This is a genomic window from Streptomyces sp. NPDC050433, from assembly GCF_044458565.1.
Taxonomy (GTDB): Bacteria; Actinomycetota; Actinomycetes; order Streptomycetales; family Streptomycetaceae; genus Streptomyces.
On the sequence record NZ_JBITIB010000010.1, the window covers coordinates 201,400 to 226,630 of the forward strand.

A 25,231-nucleotide genomic window follows, 5' to 3' on the forward strand; every position below is an offset into this window, starting at 1 on the left:
GCCTCACCATCGGCCTCCGCTCCCGGTCGCGTCCCGACGCGGCCGGCCCGCATCCGTTCAGGCAGTGGGGCGTCACAGCGCCCCGTGGCCCGAACCTTCCCACCGCTCCGCGCCTGGACCACATCCCCCACGTCATGAGGAGAATAGCCTTGATCACCCGCACTCTCGGCAACAGCGAACTGAAAGTCTCCGCGATCGGACTCGGCTGCATGGGGCTCAGCCACGGCTACGGCCCGGCAGTCGACAACCAGGACGGCATCTCCCTTGTCCGCGCCGCCGTCGACCAGGGCGTCACCTTCTTCGACACCGCCCAGATGTACGGCCCCTTCACCAACGAGGAACTCGTCGGCCAGGCCCTGGCACCCGTACGCGACGATGTTGTCATCGCCACCAAGTTCGGCTTCTCCTTCGACGGCTCCCAGTCCACCGGCCTGAACAGCCGCCCCGAGCACATCCGGGCGACCGTGGAGGACTCCCTGCGCCGACTGGGTGTGGACAGCATCGACCTGCTCTACCAGCACCGTGTCGACCCCGACGTGCCGATCGAAGAGGTCGCCGGTGCGGTGAAGGGACTCGTCGAGGCGGGCAAGGTCGAGCACTTCGGCCTGTCCGAGGCCGGGGTGGACATCATCCGCCGCGCCCACACCGTACAGCCGGTCGCGGCGCTGCAGAGCGAGTACTCCCTGTGGTGGCGCGAGCCCGAGGAGCGGATTCTTCCCACACTGCTCGAACTGGGCATCGCCTTCGTCCCCTTCAGCCCGCTGGGCAAGGGCTTCCTGACCGGTTCGATCTCCAGCACCACGTCCTTCGACGACTCCGACCTGCGAGGCAGTCTGCCGCGGTTCACCGAGGAGGCCCGCACGGCCAACCAGTCCCTCGTCGACCTGCTGTCGGCCGTCGCCGCACGCAAGGGCGCCACCAACGCCCAGATCGCGTTGGCCTGGCTGCTGGCGCAGCACCCCTGGATCGTCCCGATCCCCGGCACCACGAAGATCCACCGTCTGCGGGAGAACACGGGCGCTGTCGACATCGAACTCTCCCCGGAGGATCTGAAGGAGATCACCGAGACCGCCGACCGGATCGACGTCAGCGGCGACCGCTACCCCGAACACATGCAGCGGTGGATCAACCGCTGAGCCCTTCCGTCGGGCAACCAGTGCCGGCAGAGCCACGGACGGTCTTCACAGTGCACCAGCATGCCAACACCGAGCCGCGGCAGGCAGTCCGCGGCGAACCCTCCGTCCCGGGACGACGCACGTTCCTGCGTGGCGCACTTCTGGGAGGAGCCACCGTCATGACCGGATTTCAGATCGCCGACTGTTCCGCGTCCCCGCCGGGCGGGGACGCGCCGACGTCCATTGAGCGGCCTGGCTCGACGGCTCCACCCGGGAAGCGGGCCCTGCTCGCCTACCCCTGCGGCCGGGCACGAACTACTACTACTACGGCGGACGTACCGAACTCAAGACCGGAAACACCGAAGTGCTCGCCCAAATGATCAGCGAGCTCGTCGAGTGCCACGTGCACCGCATCGAAGCCGTCGACCCCTACTCCGACGACTACGACTACGACTACGACTACGACGAGACGGTCGCACGCAATGTCCGTGAACAGGACGCCGATGCGCGGCCGGCCATCGCCGACCCCCCGGCCTCGATCGGCAGGACTGACGTTCCTCAACTGCCCCAGCCTGGCAGCTCTATGACCTGTGCGACAGATGAGAAAGGGGCCCTGTCATACCCCGGCTGGCCGTTCCCCGGCACAGCACGCCCTGCCACATGGCCGGCTGGCCCTCCAGGCTGGGCACAGGCTGAAATGCCCTGCACAGCAACGATCAAACTCCGTCGTGGGCTCACGCCGATCAGCAAGTCCCCCGCCTTCCTCGTGTCGAGAGAGTGAGCATGTCTACCGAAACTCCCGAGTCGGCCACGTCTCCACCCACCCAACCCCCCTCCGTACCGTCACGTCGCACCTTCATCGCGACGACCTCCGCGGTCGGCGGTGTCGTCGCGGCGAGCGGTCTGGTCGCGGGTCCGTCGCTGCTCGGCGTCGAGGAAGCCGCTGCCGCCGACGCATCACCCAGCAGTCGCGTCTCGTTGACTGTCAACGGCGAGCGGCACACCGTCACGGTCGACAACCGCACCTCGCTGCTGGACCTGCTGCGCGAGCACCTCGACCTGACCGGGTCGAAGAAGGGCTGCAACGCCGGTGCCTGCGGGGCCTGCACGGTCCTGGTCGACGGACGCCGGGTCAACTCGTGCCTCACCCTGGCCGTACGCCTGGACGGAGCCGAGGTCACCACCATCGAGGGTCTGGCCAGTGGCGAGCGGCTGCATCCACTGCAGCAGGCGTTCATCGACCAGGACGCCTTCCAGTGCGGCTACTGCACACCAGGTCAGATCATGTCGGGCGTCGGCTGCATGCAGGAAGGCCGCACCGGCTCGCCGGAGGAGATCAGGGAGTCAATGAGCGGCAATATCTGCCGCTGCGGATGTTATGTGAAGATCGTGCGCGCGGTCGAGCAGGCCACGGGCCGGAAGTGAGTGCCGATGTATCCCTTCTCCTTCACCAAGGCACCCAGCACGCGTGAAGCTCTTGAGGCCGGCCGGCGCGGCGGGCGTTACATCGCCGGTGGCACGACGCTGGTCGACCTGATGCGTGAGACCGTCGAACGCCCCAAGAATCTGGTCGACATCAGCCGTCTGCCGCTGCGGGAAATCACCGTCACCGAGCGCGGCGGCCTGCGCATCGGCGCGCTGGTGACCATGACCGACGCCGCCGCCCACCGCAAGGTGCGCACCCTCTACCCGGTCATCTCGCAGGCTCTTGAACTGAGCGCGTCGGCACAGCTGCGGAACATGGCCACCATCGGCGGCAACATCATGCAGCGCACCCGCTGCACCTACTTCCGGGACGTGACCGCCGCCTGCAACAAGCGCGAACCGGGCTCGGGTTGCGCGGCCTGGGAGGGCTTCAACCGCACCCACGCGATCCTGGGCACCTCCGAGGACTGCGTGGCCACCCACCCCTCAGACGTCGCCGTCGCCTTCACCGCCCTGGAAGCACGGGTCCACCTGTTGGGCCCGGCCGGAGAGCGCGCTGTCTCCTTCGCCGACTTCCTGCTCCGGCCAGGCAGCACCCCGAACCGCGAACAGGCGCTCCGCAAGGGCGAGTTGATCACCGCCGTGGAGATACCGGCGTATCCGCGACCGCTCAAGTCCGGCTATCTGAAGGTCCGCGACCGCCAGTCCTACGAGTTCGCCCTCACCTCGGCCGCCGTCGCCCTGCACGTCCGCGGCGGCATGATCCGCGAGGCCAAGGTCGCCGCCGGCGGCGTGGGCACCGTGCCGTGGAAGCTGCCCGCCGTCGAGCGAGCCCTCATCGGTGAACGCCCCTCGGACCGCCTCTGGGCCCGGGCTGCCGCATCGGCCGCAGACGGGGCCCGGCCTTTGGAGCACAACCGCTTCAAGGTCGAGCTGCTCGAACGCACCGTAGAACGTCAGTTGCGGATCGTAGGAGAGATCGTATGAGCCCTCAGCCGCAGGCAGCCGTAGGCGCACCGCTGTCCCGGGTGGACGGCCGGCTCAAGGTGACAGGGCAGGCGAAGTACGCCGCCGATCACGGGCCCGGCGGGCGCGAGGGGGTTGTGTACGCCGTCGTGGTCGACAGCAGTATCGCTCTGGGCCGGATCACCGGCGTCGACACCGGCGCCGCCGAGGCACAGCCCGGCGTGCTGAAGGTGATCCACCACCGCAACGCCCCCAAGCTGCCATACCAGCCCAATCCTGGCTCGCTCAATCTGCCCGGTGAGCGGCTGCGCGTCTTCCAGGACGACCGGGTCCGTTTCCACGGCCAGCCGGTCGCCGTCGTCGTGGCCACCACGCTCGAGGTCGCCCAGCACGCGGCGAGCCTGGTGAAGGTCGACTACGACGCCGAGCGGCCCACCACCGATCTGGCCGCTGCCCCGGCGGCGGGCGAGCCCAGGACCTACGCGCGCGGCGACGCGGAGGCGGCCTTGCAATCTTCCGCCGTACGGCTGGAGATGACCTACCGGCCGGCCCGCACCCACCACAACGCGATGGAACTGCACGCCACCGTCGCCCAATGGGACGGCGACAAACTCACACTGTGGGACAAGACCCAGTGGGTGCAGAGCCCGCGGGATGAACTCGCCGCCAACTTCGGCATCCCGGCGGAGCACATCCGCGTCGTCTCCCCGTTCGTCGGCGGCGCGTTCGGCAACGCCGCGCGGGCCTGGCCGCACATCACGATCGCGGCCCTCGCGGCCCGCGAGGCGGGCCGGCCGGTCAAGCTCGTACTGACGCGCAGGCAGCTCTACTTCGGGACGGGATACCGGCCGTCGTACGAGTACACGGTGCGCCTGGGCAGCGACCGCGGCGGGCGGCTGACCGCGATGACCCACGACCTGCGCGCCGAGACGTCCAGGTACGAGACGTTCACCGAGCGCGGTGTCGTCGCCCCGGGGCAGATGCTCTACACCACCCCCAACGTCGCCCAGACGTACCGGACAGTACCGCTGGACGTGAACACCCCGACCCCGATGCGCGGCCCGGGCTACTCCAGCGCCGCTTTCCCCATCGAGAGCGCGATGGACGAACTCGCCCACGAGCTCGGCATCGACCCCATCGAGCTGCGCCGGCGCAACGAACCCGAGAACGACCAGTCCAGCGGACGGCCGTTCTCCACCCGGCGGCTGCGCGAGTGCTACACCGTCGGTGCCCGAGAGTTCGGCTGGAGCCGCCGCAACCCCCAACCCCGCTCCACCCGCGACGGCGACTGGCTCATCGGCATGGGCATGGCCACCGCGCTCTACGACACCCTGCGGGCCCCTGGCCAGGCCAGTGTCCGGCTGGACGCCGATGGAACCGCCCTGATCGAGTCCTCGACCAGCGACATGGGCCCGGGCACCTACACGTCCATGACCCAGGTCGCCGCCGACGCCCTGGGGCTCGCGGTCCGCAACGTGAGGTTCCGGCTCGGCGACACGGACATGCCCACGGCCCCGCTCCACGGCGGCTCGCTGACCATGGCCAGCGTCGGCTCCACCGTCCAGGACGGCTGCGACAAGCTGCGACAGCAGGCCATCGAACTCGCCGTCGGGGACGAGGATTCACCGCTTTACGGCGCCGACGCCGACGCCATCGTCGTACGGGGAGGGCGACTGCATCTCCAGGACAACCCCGCACGAGGGGAGACCTACCGGCAACTCCTGACCCGCAACGACCGTACCCACCTCGAGACCCTCGGCTCCTGGACACCGGGGCAGTCCCGCTCCTCCATGTACGCCTACGGCGCGGTGTTCGCCGAGGTCGCCGTCGACGCCCGCCTGGGCCTGGTCCGGGTGCGGCGGATGCTCGGTGTCTTCGACGCGGGCCGCATCATCAGCCCCAAACTGGCCGACAGCCAGGCCATCGGCGCCATGACCGGCGGCATCGGCGGGGCCCTGTTGGAACACACGGTCACCGACCACCGCGACGGCCGGATCGTCAACGCCAACCTGGCCGACTACCTCGTGCCCGTCAACGCCGACGTTCCCGAGCTGAAGGCGATCTACGTCGACGGCCGGGACGACGAGGCCGACCCCCTCGGGGTCAAAGGCCTCGGCGAGGTCGTCCTCGTGGGTGTGGCACCCGCGATCGCCAACGCCGTCTTCCACGCCACCGGCCGACGGGTGCGGGAGCTGCCCATCACGGCCGAGTCCCTGCTCTGAGTCGAGCCCGGGGCCGCGGTCGGTGAGCACGCACCACTGCCCCGGGCCCGGAGCCGCCACTCCTGGAGATCCCACCCATGCTGAACATCGCGGACACGCTGCACAATTGGTGCCGCGAGGGCCACCCATTCGCCCTCGCCACCGTCGTCCAGGTCAGCGGCAGCGCACCGCTGCCCGTCGGCACCGCGCTGGCCGTGGACGCCAACGGCACCGTAATCGGCAGTGTGTCCGGAGGCTGTGTGGAGGGCGCCGTCTACGAGCTGTGCCAACTCCTGCTCACGGGGGACGAACCCCCGACTCGGGAACGGTTCGGCTACTCCGACGACGATGCCTTCGCCGTGGGTCTGACCTGCGGCGGCGAACTCGAGGTCCTGGTACAGCGGATCGATCCCTCCGATCATCCCCACCTCACCGTGGCCCTCGACGAGGTGACGTCCGGACGGCCCGCCGCCGTGGCCCAGATCATCGACGGACCCGAAGAACTCCTCGGCAGGATCCTGAGCGTCACCGGCGACGGCAGCACGCACGACGCAGCCGTGGACGGCGAGGACTGGGAAGGTGCGGTGGCGGCCCAGACGCGCGCACTGCTGCACGTGGGCCGTAGCGACCGGGTCGAGGTCGGCGGAGAGTCGACGGCCTGCCCGGAGAGGCTGTCCGTCCTCGTCCACACCCATGCGTCCCGCCCCCGGATGCTGATCTTCGGCGCCATCGACTTCGCCGACGCTCTGAGCAAGATCGGCGACTTCCTCGGCTACCGGGTCACGGTGTGCGACGCCCGCCCTGTCTTCGCCACCCCCGCCCGCTTCCCGCACGCCGACGACGTCGTGGCCGATTGGCCGCACCGCTATCTCGCCGAGACGGAAGTGGACCCCCGTACCGTCATCTGCGTCCTCACCCACGACGCCAGGTTCGACATCCCCCTGCTGCACCAGGCGCTGGGCCTGCCGGTGGGGTACGTGGGCGCGATGGGCTCACGCCGCACCCACGAAGACCGCCTGGAACGACTGCGGGAGGCCGGCGTCCCGCAGGAACACCTGGCCCGCCTGTACTCCCCGATCGGCCTCGACCTCGGCGCCCACACTCCCGAAGAGACGGCCATCTCCATCGGCGCGGAGATCATCGCCCACAGCCATCAAGGCTCGGGAACGCCCCTTACCGGGACCACGGGCCCCATCCATCACCGCCGGACACCGGCGTGAGCGTGGCTGGGAACTCCCGCTGCTCAGCCCGGGTGCTTCTCGGTGGGGATCGCACCGTGACCTTGATCCGCCTGGTCGAGGAGGACCATGGCGGCGTAGTCCGGCGTGTCCGGCAGGGCGTAGTACGTCACCAGGCGATGCCCCTGGGTGCCTTCGATCAACAGGGACTGATAGCGCAGGGTGAGAGTGCCGACCTCAGGGTGCCGCATCGTCTTGTGTCCCTGGGCGAATGCCCTCACGTCGTAGGACTCCCACAGATGTGTGAACTCCAGGCTCTTGAGGAGCAGTTCGTCGACAAGCTCGGCGAGGTCGGGAGCGTCCGGGTCGGTGCCCGCGAGGGCACGCAGCCGGGCGACGCAGCCACGCGTCGTCACCTCCCAGTCCGGGAACAGCTCGCGGGCCATGGGATGAAGGAAGACGTACCGCGCGATGTTGCGCTGCTTGACGGGCCAGCGTTCGATCCCGGCCAGCGTCCGCAGTCCTCCCGGGTTGGCGGCGAGCAGGTCCATGGTGCGACTGAGCACGCGGGCGGGGAAAGGCCGCAGACGTTCGAGCAGCAACTCGGTACCGGGGTCCACGGAACGGCTGGGCGCGCCCTGGCACGGAGACCGACTGCGGGCAGCACGCAGGCAGATGTCGTGCAGGTGCTTGTGCTCGGCATCCCCTAGGCGCAACGCACGTGCCAGGGCATCGAGGACGGCAGGGCTGGGGTGGCTCTCCCGGCCGCGCTCCAAGCGAGCGTAGTAGTCGATACTCACCCCCGCGAGGGTGGCCAGCTCCTCCCGCCGCAGCCCCGGCGTCCGGCGCAGACCCGGGCCCGCCGTGATGCCGACCTCTTCAGGGCTGACTTCCGTCCGGCGGGCGCGCAGAAAACGGCCGAGCTCGGTACCACTGCTTCTTTTCTGCTGCTCACGTGCCACACCCTCAGTGTGACAGCCTCCGACCGCGACCGGCCGATACGGAGCTTGCCCACTTGTACTCGGCGCCTTGTCCCTCAAGGACCCTCAAGAACCACACCGCAGCGACATGCCGCAATTCAAGTGGCCCAAACAACCACTACGCCCCATTCACCCGCAATGTGAGGCGCCCTGTCATGCCCCGGAACGCTGCTCCCTGGCACGACACGGTCTGCCACGGGCCAGCGCCGAAGGCCAAGCTGAACCTGCGCTGGTGATCACTTCACAAACACAGAGGGGATGTGCACATATGGCAGACGGAACCTCCCGGGCTCAGCAACTACTCGGCGATCTCGCACCGAAGATGGTCGAGTTGACCGATGAGGTGCTGTTCGGTGACGTGTGGAAACGGGAAGGCCTCTCCCCACGCGATCGCAGCCTGATCACCGTGTCCGTCCTCGCGGCCACCTATCGGCCCGAGCAGCTCAACAGCCACCTTCGCCTGGCCCTGCAGAACGGCGTCACCAAAGACGAGCTCGTCGAAGCCCTCACTCACGTGGCCTTCTACGCCGGATGGCCCAGCGGAATGGGAGCTCTCACACAGCTGAAAGCCATCGTCGAAGAAGCCGAAGAAACGGACTAGAGGCGGGACAGCATGGAGTTCCTCAAGAAGAAGCCTTCGTCGAAGGGTCCTGCGGAGCGGTTCACCGGCGACGTCTGGGTGGACATGATCACGGAAGGCGTGGCGACCTCCCGGCTCCGGACGGGTGTGGTGCGCTTCGCGCCCTGCGCCCGCACCGCCTGGCACCGGCACGCCGTCGGGCAGACCCTGCACGTCACCGAGGGAATCGGTCTGGTGCAGGCCCGCGGCGGCGAGGTCATGGTCATGCGCCCGGGCGACACTGTCCACACCCCTCCCGGCGAGTGGCACTGGCACGGCGCCGCACCCGACCACTTCATGACCCACCTCGCCCTATCGGAGACCACCGGTGACCCCGGCGTACCCGACGTCGAGTGGGGCGAACACGTGACAGACGTCGAGTACGGAGGAACCAGCAAGTGAACCGCAGAAACATGGTGAAGGGGCTCGCCGCGGCCGCGGCGGCGGCCGGCTCGGAGGCGTTCGGCGAGTCCAGACATGAGGCCATGACGGGCGGCGACCACGGTGCTGCCGGACCACTCAGGATCCAGAAGCAGGGAAGCTTCACGGTCGGCGGCACCGTGATCAGCGAGCCCGGCACGTCCGACCCTCCCAGCCGCCGGTCCAGGGCGACCTCCGCGAACGTCGCCGCGTAGGCGTACATGGAGAAGCGGGACTCAGCAGGCGTGTAGGGACCCAGCTTCTCCAGATGGGTGACGTTGTGGCGGGCGAGCAGCCGTCGGCAGGACTCCCCACGCATCGGGTGTCCTTCACGAAGAGCCGTCCGGCCCGTAGGGCGTCGACATCGACATCGACACGGTACAACGGTGAGTCCTTGTCCTCGACCGCGAGTTGGACCGCCTGTCGGCGCACCTGGTCGCAGGCGCCCTGGATTGCGGAGCCGACGCTCACCATCGTCTGCGAACCGCCGTGCACAGGTGCAGGGGGCATGTCGGAGTCACCCGGAAGTCCACATGCCGGGTGGTCAGGCCGAGGGCGTCGGAGGCTACCTGGGTCATCGAGGTGTAGGTGCCCGGGCCCATGTCGCTGGCCGCGGACCGGACCAGCGCGGTGCCGTCCGCGTCCAGGCGCACCGAGGCCTGGGACGCGCTGCGCAGGGTGTGGTAGGCGCCAGCGGCCACGCCCGTGCCGATCAGCCAGTTCCCATCGGTGGTGGACCGGGGCCCGGGGTCGCGGCGGTCCCAGCCGAACTCGCGGGCGCCCACGGTGTAGCACTCGCGCAGTCTGCGGGTGGAGAACGGCAGCCCGCTGGACTCGTCGTCGTCAGGTTCGTTGCGGCGGTGCAGTTCGAGCGGGTCCAGGCCGAGTTCGTAGGCCAGTTCGTCGAGGGCCGACTCGATGGAGATCGCGGCGCTGGCGTATCCCGGGCCGCGCATCGGCGTGGAAGTGTTCGCGTCCGGCCGGCGCCACCGACTCGCACACCGTACGCACGTTGGGCATGCTGTAAGCATGCGGCCAGGGGCGTCGATGTTCTCGCGGAACTTCTCGTAACCGGACGTCTCGCCCGCCGCCTCGTGGACCATCGCGGTCAGGCGACCGCGCCTGTCACTGCCCAGGCGGCCCGCGTACTCGTACGCGGGCCGGAACCCCAGCTGAAAAACAGCTGCCGACGCGTGAGCACCAGCTTGACCGGGCGATTCACCTCGCGGGCGGCCATCGCGGCGATGGTGATGGCGGCCAGCTGCGCAGTGAGTTGCCGAAGGCGCCGCCGACGAACGGCGAGATGACCCGCACCTTCTCCTTGGCTATGCCGAACTTGGCCGCGAGATCGTCGCGCGTACCGCGCACCCACTGGGTCTTGTCCCACAGCGTGAGCTGGTCACCGTCCCGCCGGGCGACGGTGGCGTGCGGCTCCATCGCGTTGTGATGGTTGCGGGCCATCCGGTACGTCAGATCCAGCCTTCGACCGTCCACACGGGACAGCGGGGCGCCGACGGCTGCCTGCGGCTGTGGGCTCACTTGGTTGCTCCTACTGTGAGGCTGGTGCTCTACTGCGACGCTTCTTCCCTGATCTTCTGGAGGGCGTCGTTGAAGCCGTCCGGGGTGCCGCTCGAACCTGCGACGCGGTCGAGGTTCACGCCGTCGATGTCCTGGCCGACAACGAGGTCCGGAACGGCGTCGGCGAAGCGTTCCTGGTAACCACGCGACGTCTCATTCGTCGCATGGGGCTCTACCCCGACCTCGGTGATCACACCGTTGTCCAGGGTGAGCGAAACACCGATGCTGGAGCCCTGGGTGCCGTACTCACCGTCGGCGCTGTACTCACCGTCCGTGTAGGCGCCGCCCGGCGCTGAGGCCGCTCCGGTCTCCGTGGCGGCTCTGCTGCTCGAAGTCGGCGGCGAGCTCGTCGTATCCGTGTCGTCCGATGACGAGCATCCGGCGAGGGCGACAGTGGCGGAGATCCCCATCATCGCCGCAGTCGCGAACTTCTTGCTCAGGACTGCCATATCTCCCGTCCCTCCAGGGGTTGGCCATCCGTATGAATCTTCAGCTGACGTCCATCCTGCTGCTCCGGTCGCGCGCGTGGCAGACCGCGCTATGCCAGGGAGCGCTGTTCAGGGGTCTGACAGGGCCCCTCACCGCCGTCCGCCGGGCCGCCACGTCCCCAACCGGGCCGGCACCGCCCTGGCGGCCCTTCCTGTTGAGGATCCCGGCCGACTCCGTCTGTAGCAGACAAGCGGTCCGTCCGGGAGGAATGTTGGGGGCCCTGTTGCTCCCCTGACCAACGCTCCCTGGCACAACGCGCCCTGTCGCGGGGTGAGCTCTTCCGGCAAGCTTGTTCACGAGCGCCGGAAACCTGCGCGACTCCACCGAAGGCGTGAGACCAGTACGGCCACTCAACGGCGTACCGCTTTCGGCCACCGAAGATTCCCAGAGCGACACAAAAAGGGAATGTCTCTTTCCCGCTCTCCCCGGACGAAAGTCGAATGAATGAGAACGGCCGAAAGGACGCGCATGCCGCGGGACAAGGCATCCCTGTGCGTTCTTGTTCTGGCCGCTCTCCTGGTGACCCTGCATTTCATCGGTGGGATGGTGCCCGGCGCGTTCGGGTCCGCCACCCACGTGCCTGCCCCGGCGCCTTTGGCATGGTCCGCGAGCGTGGACGCCGCCGCCGGCCCCTCCGACGAGTTCGCCACCTGCGGCGACGTCGGGCAGATCGTGGACCCGTCCTCCTCGCTGGCGGGTCGTGACCGCCACCGCCCCGCCACGGAGCCCTCCATCGGCGGTGTCCGGGGAGATGAACTCACCGGGCTGCCCCAAAGCGGCCTTACTACGCCGCAGCTCGCGTCGAGATCCGCAAGAGCCGCTCCCTCACTCGCAGCACTTCAAGTGTTCCGCCGCTGAGACGACCTGCGGCCGGGCTGACGCGACACACGCCGGGCACCATGTTCGCCCAGTGCTTCGACGTGAGAGCTGTCGTCATGCCCGCCTGAGCGCGGTGCCGGCCTCCCCAGGTTCTGTTCATCACCTGCGCCGGCTCATGGGTCGTCCACCCTCTGATCACCGGCACGCCCAGGTGCGCTCTTTCGGACCGTGGACCGTGGGGCGACACACTCCTCTCCCTACGCGTCCCCACTGCCCACGATCGAGGCTGCCGGCATCGAATCGTGTGCTGACGACCTGATCCACGTACCGACGCCGCGCGTCCGGCCCACGCAGACCACTCCCGCCCCGGAAGAGACGTCGAAGACCAGGCCGTCGCCGAGGCAAGCCGTGTGGCGAAGTTCCTTCGCCAGGACTTCGCAGGTGACTTGTACGTCGATCGGCAACGCAACTCGCCGGGAGGACGGTCATCGACCTCACACGGACGTACAACCGGGCAATCCACGCAACGCAGACAGGAAGAACACTCGATGGGTCAGACCTCGAAGTCGGCCGATGACGAAAAGCTCATCGGCTCGGCAGGCCACCAGCGCAAGCTCCTGCTGGAAAGGGCCCGCGCGTGAAGCCGAAACACAAAATGGTCGTCCTGATTGCTGTTGCCGCCCTGACCATGGCGGCACTCATCTACGTCAACCTGCAAAAGGTGCGGGACACGGGCCCGCGAGGAGTTTCCTCGGTGAGCAACACCAAGACGCCCGAGGCCGGGCAACGGTCGAACAAGCTTGACCGGACAGACCGGGTGGAGTCCTAGAAATGCTACGTAAGCTGCTGTTCTGGAGCTTCGCGGTCGTCTTTCCGCTCCCACTGGTGTTCACATACGATTTCGTGGCCACAACAGTGCCTCCATCCCTGAAGTTCTACATCTTCCTCGGCCTGATCGCGTATGCATGGTGGCTGTTGTCCATCGCGCTCAGCACGAGGCCGTCGTGGCTGGACCGTTTCGTGGGACTGCCGTCCATTTACGGGCTTCATGGAATGCTCGGCGTGCTGGCGATCGGTATGGCCTATGTGCACCGCGAGTACTCCTACTCGCCGACCCCTCTGGCCCGAAACCTGGGCGATTGGGCGTTCTACGGATTTCTCGGGGTGCTGTGCTTCTCGGTGTTCTTCCTGAGCGGGTGGCTGGTCGACAGGTCAAGGCTGCTACTGCGAGCCAAGGGGCTTCTGGAGATTGTTTTTCGTCACCAGCTCGTCGTGTGGATTCATCGCATCAACCTGGTGATCGTGGCGATGATCTGGCTGCATGCCCACCTACTCGTGCGAACCAACCAGTACTTTTCGTTCATGGTGCTCTTCGATTTGTACACAGTGACGGTGCTGTCCGTCTACGCCTGGAAGAAATTGATCGCATCCGACACTTATCTGACAGGTACCGTCATAAGCAATGACGCTCTCGGCGGGTCGACCCGCAGGGTGTCGGTGGATCTCGACAGCAAGACGGCGACCTTGCGGCCAGGGGACTTCTTCTTCCTCCGTTTCGAGGGGTCCTCTGCTGTGAGCAGAGAATGGCATCCCTTCTCGGTGACCGACGACAATCAGGAGACCCTGACCTTCACTATTCGTCAGCACGGAGACTTCACTCGCCGCCTCGACAACGTCGAGGTGGGAACCCGCATGCGTTTGGAGGGGCCGTTCGGCCGCTTCGAATCGATCGTCCAGAATCGGGACCGTGAAGCTCCGCTCGTCCTCGTCGGGATGGGCGCGGGCGTGTCGCCGCTGCTCAGCCTGGCAGCAGCTCACCACACCGACCGAGAGATTCACCTGCTATGGGCGGTGCGCAGCCCGGAAGACGCCTATTTCCACGACGTGCTCAAGGAGTACGAGGCGGCGCCTGGCAGCCGATTGCATGCCACTGTCAGTGTCGGCCGGTTCCGCCGCGAAGATCTCGCCGGCATATTGTCTGCCGAGGCGGTCGCGAAGGGCAATTTCTTCATCGTGGGACCGAACCTCGCCGTGTTGGCAAACCAGCGCCTGCTGCGACGAATAGGAGTCTCCGCACGACGCATACACCAAGAACGGCTCACCATGTAGACGGCGTACCGCCCTTCTACACAAGATCGAGTTCAGCGATGATACGGAGTTTACTGAGATGACCAGCACGACACGTCGCAAATTTCTCACATTGGCCGGCGCAGCTTTGGCTGGGGCCGGCGTCGCGGGCTGCTCGATGATAGGGGGAGACGACACCTCTCGCGCTTCGGGGCCCGCGAAAATCGACCGACCTCTGGACAAGACGCGCACTCTGGTCACCTATTTTTCGATGCCAGAAACCGATGCCCCGGACAACATGACCGAAGACGAGGAAAACAGCACACACGTCGTCGACGGAAAAGTACTCGGGAACACCCAGTACGTCGCGCAAATCATCGAGAAACGCACCGAAGGCGACGTGTTCCGTATCGAGACGGCAGAAGCTCTGCCCCTTGATCACGGCACGCTTGAGGACCTCGCGCTCCAACAGCAGGAGTCAAACGAAAGGCCGAAACTCAAAGCCCTGATCCCGAACCTTCAAGAGTATGACACCGTGTTCATCGGTTACCCAATCTGGTGGTACGACCTACCGATGCCGGTGTACACATTCCTTGAGCAGCATGACTTCAGCGGAAAGAACATCATCCTGTTCAGCACTCATGGCGGAAACCGCCTGGGGGAAACCGTGGAAGCCATCACTGAAAAACTTCCCGATTCCACTGTCATCAGTAATGCGTTCACGATCTCGCGGGACGATATGGACAATGCCGAGTCCGAGGTGAGTGACTGGCTCGACAGCCTTGGCTAAGGAGCCCTTCAGAGCCAGAGCAGGCATGTCAGGCAGGTGAGGATGCGGCTCCCGGGCACCTCACGGTCTGCCACACAGCGGCCGAGGACGCGAAGGGGGGTAGCAAAGGACATCCCACAGGAAGTAGCGGTCGTGATCGATGTCGGGCCAGGCACACCAAATACCTCAGGGCAGGCTGCCCTGGGCGGACAGGAAACGCGAACCGACCGGTTCTCCTTCGAGGCCATCGGCACGGATTGGCGGATCGACACGGACGAGCCGATGGGCGCGTGTCTGCGTGCCCGCATCCTGGAGCGGGTCCGGCGGTTCGACGCCACGTACTCCCGCTTCCGTCCGGATTCACTGGTGTCCCGGATCGCCGCCGCTCATGACGGGGGCCGGTTCGATTTCCCCGAGGACTCCATCAAGCTGTTCGCTCTCTACGACTGTCTGTACACGGCCACCGAGGGCGCCGTGGATCCGCTCGTCGGCCGGCAGCTGGAGCTCCTCGGCTACGACCCGTCCTACTCCCTCACGCCCGCGCCCGAAGAGGTGCGGGCGGCCGAGCGTGCCCGGGGTCGCACGACCTGGGTCACGGACGTCGTCCGGGACGGCACGGCGCTTGTCACGCGGCGGCCGCTGGTGATCGACGTGGGAGCGGTCGGCAAGGGCTACCTGGTCGACCTCCTCTCGGCGATCCTCCGCGAGGCCGGCCACACCCGGTTCGTCATCGACGGGAGCGGGGACCTGCTCCACGCGGGCGGGCGGACCTTCCGGGTCGGCCTGGAGCACCCCTTCGATCCCAAGCGGGTGATCGGCGTGGCCCACCTGAGAGATCAGGCACTGTGCGCGTCCGGGGTCGCCCGGCGGGCGTGGGGCGAGGGTCTGCACCACGTGCTCGACGCGAGGACCGGTGTCCCGGTGGGAGGAGTGGTCGCCACCTGGGTCGTCGCCGACGAGACCGCGCTCGCCGACGGCCTGGCGACGGCGCTGTTCTTCACCGACATGTCGCGGCTCGCGGAGACCTTCCCGTTCGCCTACGTGCGGATGTATGCCGACGGGCGCGTCGACCGTTCTCCGAACTTCGCAGGCGAGCTCTTCACCTGAGGGAACACTGCCCGGGCCTCATGACGTCGACAAGCAAGGAAGACATGTCAGCCCTGAGAAAGAAGATCACCGCGACGCTGGTGGGAATCTCTGCCACTGCCACGATCGCAGGTTGCGCCGTCACGGATACCGAGCCGGACAGCGCGGCTTCCCCGTCCGCTTTGAACACCAGCCCCGCCTCTTCCGGCTCCGCTTCGCATCGCGGCCCGTACGACGACGGCGAGTACTCCGTGGACGGCGAGTACGGAACCCGGGGCTCAAGTATCGGGGTGGCCATCACGCTCGAAGACGACGAGATCACCGCTGCCGAGGTCACCCCTCACGCGACGAACAAGACCTCACTCGCGTTGCAGAGGCGCTTCGCCGACGCGGTACCGGCACTCGTGGTCGGCCGGGACATCGACGACGTGAGTCTCGACCGTGTGGCGGGGAACAGCCACACGCCCGCCGGCTTCAACGACGCACTCGAAAAGATCAAGGCTGAAGCCACCGGGTGACGCGGTCCGCAAGCAGGTCGTAGGGGCTCATCCGGCCCGGGGGCATCTCGGCCCTACGGGCTCATGAGCCCGTAGGCAGCATCTCAAAGGAAGGACCGCGCAAGGTCGTGGCCGTCATATTCGCATTCGTCAGTGCCGCCGTACTGGCACTGTTCGGCGCACTCCACTGGTACGTGTGGCGCCGTCTCATACAGGACACAACACCCAAGGGCTCGCTGCTCCGCCGAGCGGGAAGCGTCCTCTTCGTGGCCGGCCCGCTGCTGTCGATGGCTGCCATGACAGCGGAGGGTGACGCTGTCCCCTTCCTTCTGCAGCAGATCCTGGCCTGGCCCGGGTACCTGTGGATGGCGCTGTTCGTCTACCTGCTGCTCACAGCGCTGGCCGGTGAGGCCGTCCGGCCGGTGCTCCGGCGGTGGCTCGCGCGCCGGGGCGCCGGGACAGACCAGCCGCAGCGGGGCCTGCCGACGACGCAGTCCACGAAGGCGCAAGCGGCTGACTCCGGCGTGGAGGAACTCGTCTCGGTCGGCGAGCCACCGTCCGGGGCGACGCATCGCGGCGACGCCGCTGCCGCACGAGGCCCGGCCGGGCCCGTCGCCGTGCCGGACCCCCCGCACGCACCGGAGCAGCCCACGCCGTCGGCCGGCACCGCCCCCACGGGCCCGTCACGCCGCCTCTTCGTGTCCCGCGTCGTGGGCGGAACCGCCGCGGCCGTGGCCGTCGGTACCGTGGGCCACGGCACATACGGTGTGCTGCGCGGGCCGAAGGTGAAGCGTCTCACCGTTCCGCTGGCCAAACTTCCAGGCAGCGCGCACGGGTTCCGCATCGCGGTCGTCAGCGACGTCCATGTCGGTCCCATCCTGGGCCGCGGTTTCGCCCAGCGGGTCGTCGACACCATCAACGCGACCCAGCCCGACCTGATCGCGGTCGTCGGCGACCTGGTGGACGGCAGCGTCGAGAACCTCACCCCGGCAGTGGAACCGCTCGCCGGGCTCCGGGCCCGGCACGGCACGTACTTCGTCACCGGCAACCACGAGTACATCTCCGGTGCCGAACCGTGGATCGAGAAAGTACGGGACCTGGGGCTGCGCCCGCTGGAGAACGCCCGTACCGAACTGCCCGGCTTCGACCTGGCCGGCGTCAACGACGTCCGGGGCGAAGAAGAGGGCCAGGGCCCGGACTTCGGCAAGGCTCTCGGCGACCGCGACCGTTCCCGCGCCGCCGTTCTCCTCGCCCACCAGCCCGTCGTCATCGACGACGCCGTCCGCCATGGTGTCGACCTCCAGCTCTCCGGCCACACTCACGGCGGCCAGCTCTGGCCCGGCAACTACTTCGCCGAACTGGCCAACCCCACCGTCGCCGGCCTGGAACGCTACGGCGACACCCAGCTGTACGTCAGCCGCGGCGCCGGCGTCTGGGGCCCACCCGTCCGCGTGGGCGCACCGTCCGACATCACCGTCGTCGAACTCGCCTCAAGACAGGCATAGTCCCCGGACGGCTACGCACCCGCGCTCCCACCGGCCGGGTCGCACCCCGGCTTGCTCCCGATGCGAGTGCCGCGACGATCGGCAGGCCTCACCGCGCCTTCCCGGCGCAACTGACATCTTCGTCCAAGAGAGGGAGGAGCACCAAGGCGTCACGTACGACCTAACGGTGGCCCGTGTCCCGTCTGCCTGCAACCCCAGCGCGTGTGCCTGCACGGAGGACGCCGAGCAATCGGAGCAGGGGCGGCCGGCGTGAGCCCGGGTGAAGGGAAAGAGCGAGAGGCACCGACTCAAGCCGCCGAACCGTGTAACGGCCACCGGGCGAGTGGGCCGAAGGGTGATCGGCCTCGCCGCCCAACGGGGCCTCGTTTCCCGTCCTTTACTTCCGGAAACAATCAGCGAGGGCGCAGAACGCTGACCACCAACGGCCTTGAGCCTTGAAGCACGAAATCCACTCACTGATCAGTTCAGCATCGCCACGTCGTGGTGCGGCCTCGCGGGCCGTTCCAGCCGAGTGGGGCCATGCCCGGGCCGAGAGCCCTCCGCCGGGCGTGGGGGGTAGTGCCGTTACCTGGCACTACACGCCCTCCCATCCCGATGGTCACGCTGATTGAATCTGACTGTCCGGCACCATCGAAACCAGACAACGCCCATCGCCGGACGAGCGTGGGCATCATCCGAAGCTACGGACGTGGCCAGAACGCCGCCGGACGAAGTGCCCAGGTGTTCATCTCCCACTCCGACTGCTCGACGAGGCCCGCCCCGTCTACGGGGCCTGTTCAGGCCAGGACAGAAAGCTGACCAGGGCAACAGGGTCTGCTTCTTCGTCACCGATGGTGATGCGCCGAGGGTGCTCTCAACAGACGACCATGAGGAAGGCAACCCATGCACGAACATGACGGCACGCCGAACGGCGACTCGACAGACCGCGGCCGTCGCGGCTTCCTGGGCGCGGCCGCACTCGCAGCGACCTCGCTAATCGCCGTGACGGGAGCCACAGCGACACCGGCGCACGCGGCACAGCCCGCCATGGGTGCCGGGGTACCCACCCGCCGCCATGACCAGGTGACCGCGGCGATCACGCAGACCGGCCACCGCAGGCTCGGACGGTTGACGGTCTCCGGTATCGGCCTCGGCACCCAGACCATGCCGGGCAACCTCTACGGCCCCGTCACCAGCCGCAAGGACATGATCACCCTCATCCGCACAGCCGTCGACCAGGGGGTGACGTTCTTCGACACGGCCGAGGCGTACGGGCCTTGGGAGTCGGAGCGGATCGTCGGTGATGCCCTGCGGCTCGTCCGCGACGACGTAGTGATCGCGTCCAAGTTCGGCTGGGACATCGACCCGGATACCGGAGCACGCAACGGCCTGAACAGCCGCCCAGAACACATCCGTCGGGCCGTCGACGGCATGCTCAGGCGCCTCAGGACCGACCACATCGACCTGCTCTACCAGCACCGGGTCGATCCCACCGTCCCGATCGAGGACGTCGCGGACACGGTGAAGGACCTCATGGCCCAGGGCAAGGTGCTGCACTGGGGCCTCTCCGAGCCGGGCCTGCAGACCGTCCGCCGGGCCCACGCCATCCAGCCGCTCACCGCGATACAGAACGAGTACTCCACACTGTGGCGCGGACCGGAGGAGAACGTCCTGCCGCTCTGCGAGGAACTCGGCATCGGCTTCGTGTGCTGGGCACCACTGGGCATGGGCTTCACCACCGGCACGATGAGTCCGTACACCCGATTCGCGGAGGGAGACCGCCGGACCGCGTTCCCCCGCAACAGCGAGGACAACCTGGCCGCCAACATGCCACTGGTGCAACTGCTCCAGAAATGGGCCGTACGCAAGGGCGCCACCCCCGCCCAGATCGACCTCGCCTGGCTGATGGCACAGAAGCCCTGGATCGTACCGATCCCCAGCACCACCAGGCTGTCCCACCTCCTGGAGAACATCGGCGCCGAAGAAGTCAGGTTCACCCGCGACGAACTCCAGGAACTCAACGCCTCCATCGCCCGCATCACCATCCACGGCGACCGTCTCCCGCCGGAGGCCCTCGCCATGACGGGTGTCGAAGCACCGCCCCGCTGACCGACCGCACGGGACGTGACGCCCCGCCCCCGGCCGGAACATCCCGTACGCCGACGGGATGTTCCGGCCGGGGACACCCGCCCGGTCGAGTTGAGGCACTCCGTGACCAGGTGCAGATACGCCCGCTCGCCAAGAATGAAGAGTGACGTCAATACGGGTGCCGCCGACAGCGCGTGGATCACGCAGGTGCTGCAGGACGCTGACACGACATCGACTCCTTCGTGATCGTGGGTACGGCAGATGTCCACGACGCCTTCGAGGCCTGGAACCTCCCGAGGCCGCACATGGGGCCTTGGCACACGCTTCAGGGAACGCTCTTCGTCCTGGACTCCGAGCGACGAGATCAAGGACGCTTTGCTGCGGTTCTTCCAGGGCATGGCCAGCCGCTAAAGCGCAGCTACGAGGGCACCTCAGCTGAACTGTCCGCGTAGGTCACCACATCCGGACAGCGGCCATCCTTGCGTAAACGCAGCACAATCCTTAAAGACGCCGAAATGCGCGTCTGTGCAGGTCAGAGGCGAGAAAAACCGCACCTCTGTAGGTCTCCGCCGCCGGGTAGGCAACCCGAGTCCCCGTCCGGCGCCGACCTCTCCCAGCTCACGACCAAGATCCGGATCATGCGCGGGCCAAAGGCTGCCCGCTTCCCTTCACACGTCGCATTCGCACTGGTCAGGGCCATGCGCACGGTGTACCACCAGCAGACGAAGAATCTACTGGCACTAGTGTGATGCGCCAGAAATGACGAGACTAAGTCTGTTTCAGGTTTCAGTGGTCGGCGGGTTGATTTTGGTGAGGTAGTCGGCGAGGGAGTTGAGGATCTCGTCGGCGGTCTTGGTCCAGGTGAAGGGCCTGGGGTTCTCGTTCCATCCGTCGACCGCTCGGCACCACGAAATTCCCGGCACCTTGCCACACCCTCGCAGCCAAGAGGCCGCCTGACCAGCGACGCAATGCGCCTGATGGCCCATCAGGACGAGCCTCTAATGAGCGTCACGATGCCTCGGAGAGCGTCATTTCAGCGTCGAGATCGCCCGTAACGCCCATGGTGCACATAGCGCACACCACGCGAACCCGCAGGTCAGACGGCCTTTGCGGCCGGTTCAAGGATCGCCACGCACTCCACCCAGGACGGCACGTACTGACTCGCCAAACCCCGACTCCCTGAAAATGAGCACGAAAGACTCGCTAAGTTCGAAGATCCTCGCACCAGCCCTGCGGCAAAGCCCTGGCCCAGCAGGCCAGCAGCCCTTCGTTCCATGGCACTGCCGACGCCCCCTGCCGCTAGGCAGTCAGTCCGGCCAGCAGCGCCAGAGCACCGCCCTTAGGGGTCACCAAATCATCTGAGGGAGCGTCAGCTAAGTCAGCAACGAGTCAGCACGAGTGCGATCAACGGTGACCAGAGATGGCCGAACCCGCACACCTGCATCGACCGCTTCTCCTTACTGACCTGCAAACTTGCAGGTCAGTAAGGAGAAGCGACGAGCACGCTGTCTGTCTTGGACGATCCCCCGCGTCGCCCAAGACAGACAGCGTCCATCCAGCCCACCAGGCCCGACAGGGCGGTCGGCAGGGACGTGCCGAGTATACTGGCTTGGAGCCAGTCAACGCAGGAGTCCTGCATGTCCCCGCGAAGCGCATCGGTCAATGAAGAACTTCGTCGGCGTTCCCGCGAACGGCTTCTGCAGGCCACCGTGGACCTGGTCGAGGAGCGCGGTTTCGACGGGACGACCCTGGCCGACATCGCCGACCGGGCAGGCGCGGCGCGCGGACTGGTCTCGTACTACTTCCCCGGCAAGCGCCAGATGTTCCAGTCGGCCGTGCACCGGCTGATGCACCGCACCCTGCGGGCTGCCCTGGAACGCGAGCCGCGGACCGACGACGGACGGGAGCTGCTGGCGCGGGCCATCGACTCCGTCATCGGTCTCACGGTCGACCACCCGGTGGTGATGCGCGCCCATATGGCGGGCATTCTGCAGGCCGAGGGCTTCGTCCAGTGCGCCGAGCAGCAGCGGCTCGCGGAGCTGCTGCGCGAGACGATGAAGCGGTACGGGTCGAACGACGTGGACAGCGACTATCCGCTGCTGCGCGCGCTGATGATGGGCGCGGTGTTCGCGATTCTGCTGCCGGGGGCGGGGATGCCGCTGGTCAGCCTGCGGGGCGAGCTGTTCCACCGGTACGGCCTGGACCCCGCGTACGCCGCTCCGCCGGGCGGGGAGCCCGCCCGGCGGAACAACTCATGACCTCATGACTCCGGCGGTCCGGCCGCCCCGTCAGCGGCCGGCCGCGCCGGTCAGTTGCGGAAGTCCTCGAAGTAGTCAGGCTGCGTCTGGACGTTGAGCTCGTCCATCTTCACCCTCTTCGCCTCGTCCGTCCGGCGGTCGTCGAGCCTGATGACGTCCAGGCCCTTGGCGATGTCGTTCGAGTAGATGTAGCCGTTGTAGTAGTACGCCGACCACGGGCCGGCCGTGGTGACCTGGTCGAGGGTGACCGGGCCGCGCTCGAAGTAGCCGATCTCCTTCGGCTTCGAGGAGTCGGTGAAGTCCCAGACCGAGATACCGCCCTGGTACCAGGCCTGGACCATGATGTCCTTGCCCTTGACCGGGATCAGCGATCCGTTGTGCGCCACGCACACCTCGGCGTCCGCCTGCGGACGGTCGATCTTGAAGTAGCTCTTGAACTTCAGCTTCCGGCTGTCACCCTTGCCCTCGATGTCGTAGATGCCGTCGGCACCACGCTTCGGGCCGATCTCCTCGTTGCAGGTGGCCGCGCCGCCGCCGCCGAGCTCGTCGGTGAAGACGACCTTGTTGGCGCGCTGGTTGAAGGTCGCGGAGTGCCAGAACGCGAAGTTCACATTGTCCTGGACGCGGTCGATGACCCTCGGCTGCTCCGGGTTCTTGATGTCGAACAGGATGCCGTCACCCATGCACGCACCGGCGGCGACGTCCTTGGAGGGAAGCACCGTGATGTCGTGGCAGCCGGTGGTCGCCGAGACGCCCGGGTTGGTGGGCGCGCCGGGGTTGCCGCCGTCCGGGAACAGGATCGGGAAGTCGACGACCGCCGACTTCTCGGGCGCGTTGCGCGGCACCTTGATGATGCTGATGCCGTCGTGCGGCGGCTGGCAGTCCGGGAACGCGGCGCTGGGCGAGTACGACGAGACGTACACGTACACGTTCTTACCGTCGGGCACGAGCGTGTTCGTGTGCGAACCGCACGCGGTCTCGACAGCGGCGACGTACTCGGGGTTGCGCTTGTCGCTGATGTCGAAGATCTTCATGCCCTCCCAGGACGACTTCTCCGTCGCCGGCTGCGAGACGCTGGAGCAGGAGTTGTCACTGCGCGAGGAGTCCGTCGACAGGAAGAGCAGGTCTCCCGAGACGGATATGTCGTTCTGCCCGCCGGGGCACAGGACCTGTGCGACGGTCTTGGGCTGCGACGGCTTGCTGATGTCGAAGATCCGGAAGCCGTCGTAGTTTCCGGAGAAGGCGTACTTCCCCTGGAAGGCGATGTCCGAGTTGGTCCCCTTCAGGTGCTCCTTGGGGACGTTGGCCACGTGCGACATGTTGTCGCTGTGGATGATCTCGTCGATACCGGGTATGTCGTTGTTCTCGATGGCCTCCCGGGCCTCGGCCTGCTGGCTCTTGGAGGTCTCCTCCTTGGCCGGTTTGTCACCGGGGTCCGGTGTCGCGACCGCCGGTCCGGCGGCCAGCAGCGTGGCGAAGAGCCCGGCGGCAGCGGCTGCTGCCACGCCCAGACGTCTGCGGCGCACGCGGGTGGTGTGCAACGAAGTCACTGCGTCCTCCCTTGTATCCGTTCCCAGTTGAACGGCTTACGGACGTCGGCAGTATCGTCCGTCTCATGTACATCACAACAGATGGCAACGTACATGTAATGAAAATTTTTGATCAGTCGTGTCCGGAACCGTGTTACTACTGTGCCTAACAACGTGCCCGATACACGTCAAGTACCACAGGAGGCCATCGTGTTGATCCGGACCAGGAGTTCACGTGTCCTCCGGCCCGTCGTGGCGACGGCGGCCGTCGCCGCCCTACTCACCCTGGGAGCCTGCGACTCCGGCGACGACGGCAAGAACGCCGAGACCAAGAGCGGGGCCACGGGACAGGTGGTCGCTCCGGGCAAACCGGGCGAGAAGTCCCGGACCCTCTCCCCGGAGGAGGCGGCGAAGGAACTTCCGGACAACACGCCCAACTCCTCCGACTTCGGCTACGCGACGATGATGATCCAGCACCACAGCCAGGCTCTGGTGATGACTGAACTCGCCCCGGACCGCGCCGGATCGGGCCAGGTGAAGCGGCTCGCGGAGCGTATCGCCGCATCGCAGAAGCCGGAGATCGGCGCCATGGAGGGCTGGCTGAAAATCAACGGCGGCGAGGAGAAGGCGAAGAAGGAGGGCGGCCACGAGCACGGCTCGATGGAGATGCCCGGCATGGCCACCGACGCCCAGCTGGCGAAGCTGCGCGCCGCGAAGGGCAAAGCGTTCGACGATCTCTTCATCAGCCTCATGGTCACGCACCACCAGGGTGCGGTCACGATGGCGACCGATGCGCTCTCAGCGGGCAACAACGTCCAACTCGAAGAGATGGCCGGCGATGTGATCGCGCAGCAGACGTCCGAAATCAACCGAATGCGCTCACTGTAGGGCGAGCCCGACATCTCACACAGCCGTGGCTCACCGGCCGGTCCCGTGTCAGCGGCGGCGGTGGCGCGGCGCCAGATAGCCACCGTCGCGGGCGCTCGCGATGAGGCTGAGCGATTTGCGGCGTCCGTATCCCGTCGCGCACATCACCACGAGGACCGGATCCTGGCCCAACTGCTGCGCCCTGCGGTACGTGGCGGCCACACCGCGCCGGTCCGCGCTGTCGGAGGACGTGGCGTCGTCGGCGCGATGCCGGCCGACGGGCGCGGGGTCCTCCTCCGGCAGGGACGCGTCGAGGTCGGGGGCGTCGGTGAGGTCGGAGGGGTTGTCGTTCGCCACGTCCACGTCCACCGGCACCGCCGCCGCGTCGTCGGTGTCCGGATCGGTCTCCACATGGTGCTGTGCCGCCACCGCCCGGCAGGCGTACGCGAGCGGCGCCTCGATCCAGTTGCCCAGCTCGGTCAGATCGTCCAGGGGCAGCGGCGGATCGGCCTGCGCGTCCTCGACGGCGATCACACCGTCCCGCAGGACGGTGAGTACGTCGACGCGGGCCCCGTCGGCGAACGTCAGCCGGATGTCGACCCACGGCGGCACCAGCTCGTGCCGCGGCAGCTCGCACCGGCCACCCGGCGGCGAATCGCAGGTGACCGTGCCGTACCCCTGCACCTCCCACCGGGGCCAGACGGGTGCCGTGGGCTCAGCGGCGGAAGTCATCTCAAGTTCTGACACATTCACCACTTAATCAGGCAATTCTGCCCTTCCTTCGTGGCACACTCGC

At 67.2% G+C, this 25,231-nt stretch carries 24 protein-coding genes and 1 pseudogene; 19 read left to right on the forward strand and 6 right to left on the reverse strand.

The window, feature by feature from the left end; all coding sequences use genetic code 11:
- Nucleotides 1–149: 149 nt before the first annotated feature.
- The 6 genes from ACIBLA_RS14960 to ACIBLA_RS14985 all read left to right on the forward strand — a co-directional run bounded on the left by ACIBLA_RS14960 (nt 150) and on the right by ACIBLA_RS14985 (nt 6,927).
- Nucleotides 150–1,136: an aldo/keto reductase gene (locus tag ACIBLA_RS14960; protein ID WP_399198809.1), complete on the forward strand. Its 987-nt coding sequence runs from the start codon at nt 150–152 to the stop codon at nt 1,134–1,136.
- 355 nt (nt 1,137–1,491) lie between these two features.
- Nucleotides 1,492–1,896 (forward strand): hypothetical protein, encoded by a 405-nt coding sequence (locus tag ACIBLA_RS14965; protein WP_399198810.1) that lies wholly within the window; start codon nt 1,492–1,494, stop codon nt 1,894–1,896.
- A 2-nt stretch (nt 1,897–1,898) separates the two neighbouring features.
- Nucleotides 1,899–2,540 (forward strand): (2Fe-2S)-binding protein, encoded by a 642-nt coding sequence (locus ACIBLA_RS14970; RefSeq protein ID WP_399198811.1) that lies wholly within the window; start codon nt 1,899–1,901, stop codon nt 2,538–2,540.
- Between the two features lie 6 nt (nt 2,541–2,546).
- Nucleotides 2,547–3,527: an FAD binding domain-containing protein gene (locus tag ACIBLA_RS14975; protein WP_399198812.1), complete on the forward strand. Its 981-nt coding sequence runs from the start codon at nt 2,547–2,549 to the stop codon at nt 3,525–3,527.
- Complete coding sequence (locus ACIBLA_RS14980) at nt 3,524–5,728, forward strand: xanthine dehydrogenase family protein molybdopterin-binding subunit (RefSeq protein WP_399198813.1); 2,205 nt, start codon at nt 3,524–3,526, stop codon at nt 5,726–5,728. Before ACIBLA_RS14975 ends, ACIBLA_RS14980 begins: the two co-directional genes overlap by 4 nt.
- A 77-nt stretch (nt 5,729–5,805) precedes the next feature.
- Nucleotides 5,806–6,927, forward strand: coding sequence for an XdhC family protein (locus ACIBLA_RS14985; protein ID WP_399198814.1), 1,122 nt, complete (start codon nt 5,806–5,808; stop codon nt 6,925–6,927).
- A gap of 23 nt (nt 6,928–6,950) precedes the next feature.
- Here the strand turns inward: ACIBLA_RS14985 and ACIBLA_RS14990 are convergent, their stop codons facing one another.
- Nucleotides 6,951–7,847: a helix-turn-helix transcriptional regulator gene (locus ACIBLA_RS14990; protein ID WP_399198815.1), complete on the reverse strand. Its 897-nt coding sequence runs from the start codon at nt 7,845–7,847 to the stop codon at nt 6,951–6,953.
- 286 nt (nt 7,848–8,133) lie between these two features.
- Between ACIBLA_RS14990 and ACIBLA_RS14995 the strand changes: the two genes are divergently transcribed.
- Genes ACIBLA_RS14995 through ACIBLA_RS15005 form a run of 3 tightly spaced genes read left to right on the forward strand, consistent with a single transcriptional unit; the run spans nt 8,134 to nt 9,119 of the window.
- Nucleotides 8,134–8,466, forward strand: coding sequence for a carboxymuconolactone decarboxylase family protein (locus tag ACIBLA_RS14995; RefSeq protein ID WP_399198816.1), 333 nt, complete (start codon nt 8,134–8,136; stop codon nt 8,464–8,466).
- A gap of 12 nt (nt 8,467–8,478) precedes the next feature.
- Nucleotides 8,479–8,886, forward strand: coding sequence for a cupin domain-containing protein (locus tag ACIBLA_RS15000; protein WP_399198817.1), 408 nt, complete (start codon nt 8,479–8,481; stop codon nt 8,884–8,886).
- Complete coding sequence (locus ACIBLA_RS15005) at nt 8,883–9,119, forward strand: hypothetical protein (protein ID WP_399198854.1); 237 nt, start codon at nt 8,883–8,885, stop codon at nt 9,117–9,119. The genes ACIBLA_RS15000 and ACIBLA_RS15005 overlap by 4 nt, the downstream gene beginning before the upstream one ends.
- Here ACIBLA_RS15005 and ACIBLA_RS15010 read toward each other — a convergent pair.
- Nucleotides 9,074–10,341, reverse strand: a pseudogene (locus tag ACIBLA_RS15010) (xanthine dehydrogenase family protein molybdopterin-binding subunit); the annotation flags it as partial. The gene ACIBLA_RS15005 and the pseudogene ACIBLA_RS15010 sit on opposite strands and share 46 nt — an antisense overlap.
- A gap of 131 nt (nt 10,342–10,472) precedes the next feature.
- Entirely contained in the window at nt 10,473–10,931 is a 459-nt protein-coding gene (locus tag ACIBLA_RS15015; protein WP_399198818.1) for a hypothetical protein, read from the reverse strand.
- A gap of 508 nt (nt 10,932–11,439) precedes the next feature.
- On the opposite strand from ACIBLA_RS15015, the gene ACIBLA_RS15020 reads away from it, so the two are divergent.
- The 8 genes from ACIBLA_RS15020 (at nt 11,440) to ACIBLA_RS15055 (ending at nt 19,802) form a co-directional block, all read left to right on the forward strand.
- Nucleotides 11,440–11,829: a hypothetical protein gene (locus ACIBLA_RS15020; RefSeq protein ID WP_399198819.1), complete on the forward strand. Its 390-nt coding sequence runs from the start codon at nt 11,440–11,442 to the stop codon at nt 11,827–11,829.
- Between the two features lie 598 nt (nt 11,830–12,427).
- Entirely contained in the window at nt 12,428–12,619 is a 192-nt protein-coding gene (locus tag ACIBLA_RS15025) for a hypothetical protein (RefSeq protein WP_399198820.1), read from the forward strand.
- Nucleotides 12,620–12,621: 2 nt separating this feature from the next.
- The gene (locus ACIBLA_RS15030; RefSeq protein WP_399198821.1) at nt 12,622–13,899 is read left to right on the forward strand and encodes an FAD-binding oxidoreductase; all 1,278 of its coding nucleotides are present in this window, start codon (nt 12,622–12,624) and stop codon (nt 13,897–13,899) included.
- A gap of 58 nt (nt 13,900–13,957) precedes the next feature.
- Nucleotides 13,958–14,647, forward strand: a complete 690-nt coding sequence (locus ACIBLA_RS15035; RefSeq protein WP_399198822.1) for a flavodoxin — start codon at nt 13,958–13,960, stop codon at nt 14,645–14,647.
- 261 nt (nt 14,648–14,908) lie between these two features.
- Nucleotides 14,909–15,733: an FAD:protein FMN transferase gene (locus ACIBLA_RS15040; protein WP_399198853.1), complete on the forward strand. Its 825-nt coding sequence runs from the start codon at nt 14,909–14,911 to the stop codon at nt 15,731–15,733.
- Nucleotides 15,734–15,753: 20 nt separating this feature from the next.
- Entirely contained in the window at nt 15,754–16,230 is a 477-nt protein-coding gene (locus ACIBLA_RS15045) for a hypothetical protein (RefSeq protein WP_399198823.1), read from the forward strand.
- Nucleotides 16,231–16,337: 107 nt separating this feature from the next.
- Nucleotides 16,338–17,714, forward strand: a complete 1,377-nt coding sequence (locus ACIBLA_RS15050) for a metallophosphoesterase (protein ID WP_399198824.1) — start codon at nt 16,338–16,340, stop codon at nt 17,712–17,714.
- A gap of 882 nt (nt 17,715–18,596) precedes the next feature.
- The gene (locus ACIBLA_RS15055; protein WP_399198825.1) at nt 18,597–19,802 is read left to right on the forward strand and encodes an aldo/keto reductase; all 1,206 of its coding nucleotides are present in this window, start codon (nt 18,597–18,599) and stop codon (nt 19,800–19,802) included.
- 758 nt (nt 19,803–20,560) lie between these two features.
- Here the strand turns inward: ACIBLA_RS15055 and ACIBLA_RS15060 are convergent.
- Nucleotides 20,561–20,704, reverse strand: coding sequence for a hypothetical protein (locus tag ACIBLA_RS15060; RefSeq protein ID WP_399198826.1), 144 nt, complete (start codon nt 20,702–20,704; stop codon nt 20,561–20,563).
- A 714-nt stretch (nt 20,705–21,418) separates the two neighbouring features.
- On the opposite strand from ACIBLA_RS15060, the gene ACIBLA_RS15065 reads away from it, so the two are divergent.
- Complete coding sequence (locus ACIBLA_RS15065) at nt 21,419–22,039, forward strand: helix-turn-helix domain-containing protein (protein WP_363242057.1); 621 nt, start codon at nt 21,419–21,421, stop codon at nt 22,037–22,039.
- A 50-nt stretch (nt 22,040–22,089) separates the two neighbouring features.
- On the opposite strand, the gene ACIBLA_RS15070 is transcribed toward ACIBLA_RS15065, so the two are convergent.
- A complete protein-coding gene (locus ACIBLA_RS15070; RefSeq protein ID WP_399198827.1) occupies nt 22,090–23,589 on the reverse strand; it encodes an LVIVD repeat-containing protein in 1,500 nt (499 codons plus the stop codon).
- A gap of 189 nt (nt 23,590–23,778) precedes the next feature.
- Between ACIBLA_RS15070 and ACIBLA_RS15075 the strand changes: the two genes are divergently transcribed.
- Nucleotides 23,779–24,456: a DUF305 domain-containing protein gene (locus tag ACIBLA_RS15075; RefSeq protein WP_399198828.1), complete on the forward strand. Its 678-nt coding sequence runs from the start codon at nt 23,779–23,781 to the stop codon at nt 24,454–24,456.
- 48 nt (nt 24,457–24,504) lie between these two features.
- Here the strand turns inward: ACIBLA_RS15075 and ACIBLA_RS15080 are convergent, their stop codons facing one another.
- On the reverse strand, nt 24,505–25,167 hold the full coding sequence (locus ACIBLA_RS15080; RefSeq protein ID WP_399198829.1) for a DUF6214 family protein: 663 nt from the start codon (nt 25,165–25,167) through the stop codon (nt 24,505–24,507).
- Between the last annotated feature and the right edge of the window lie 64 nt (nt 25,168–25,231).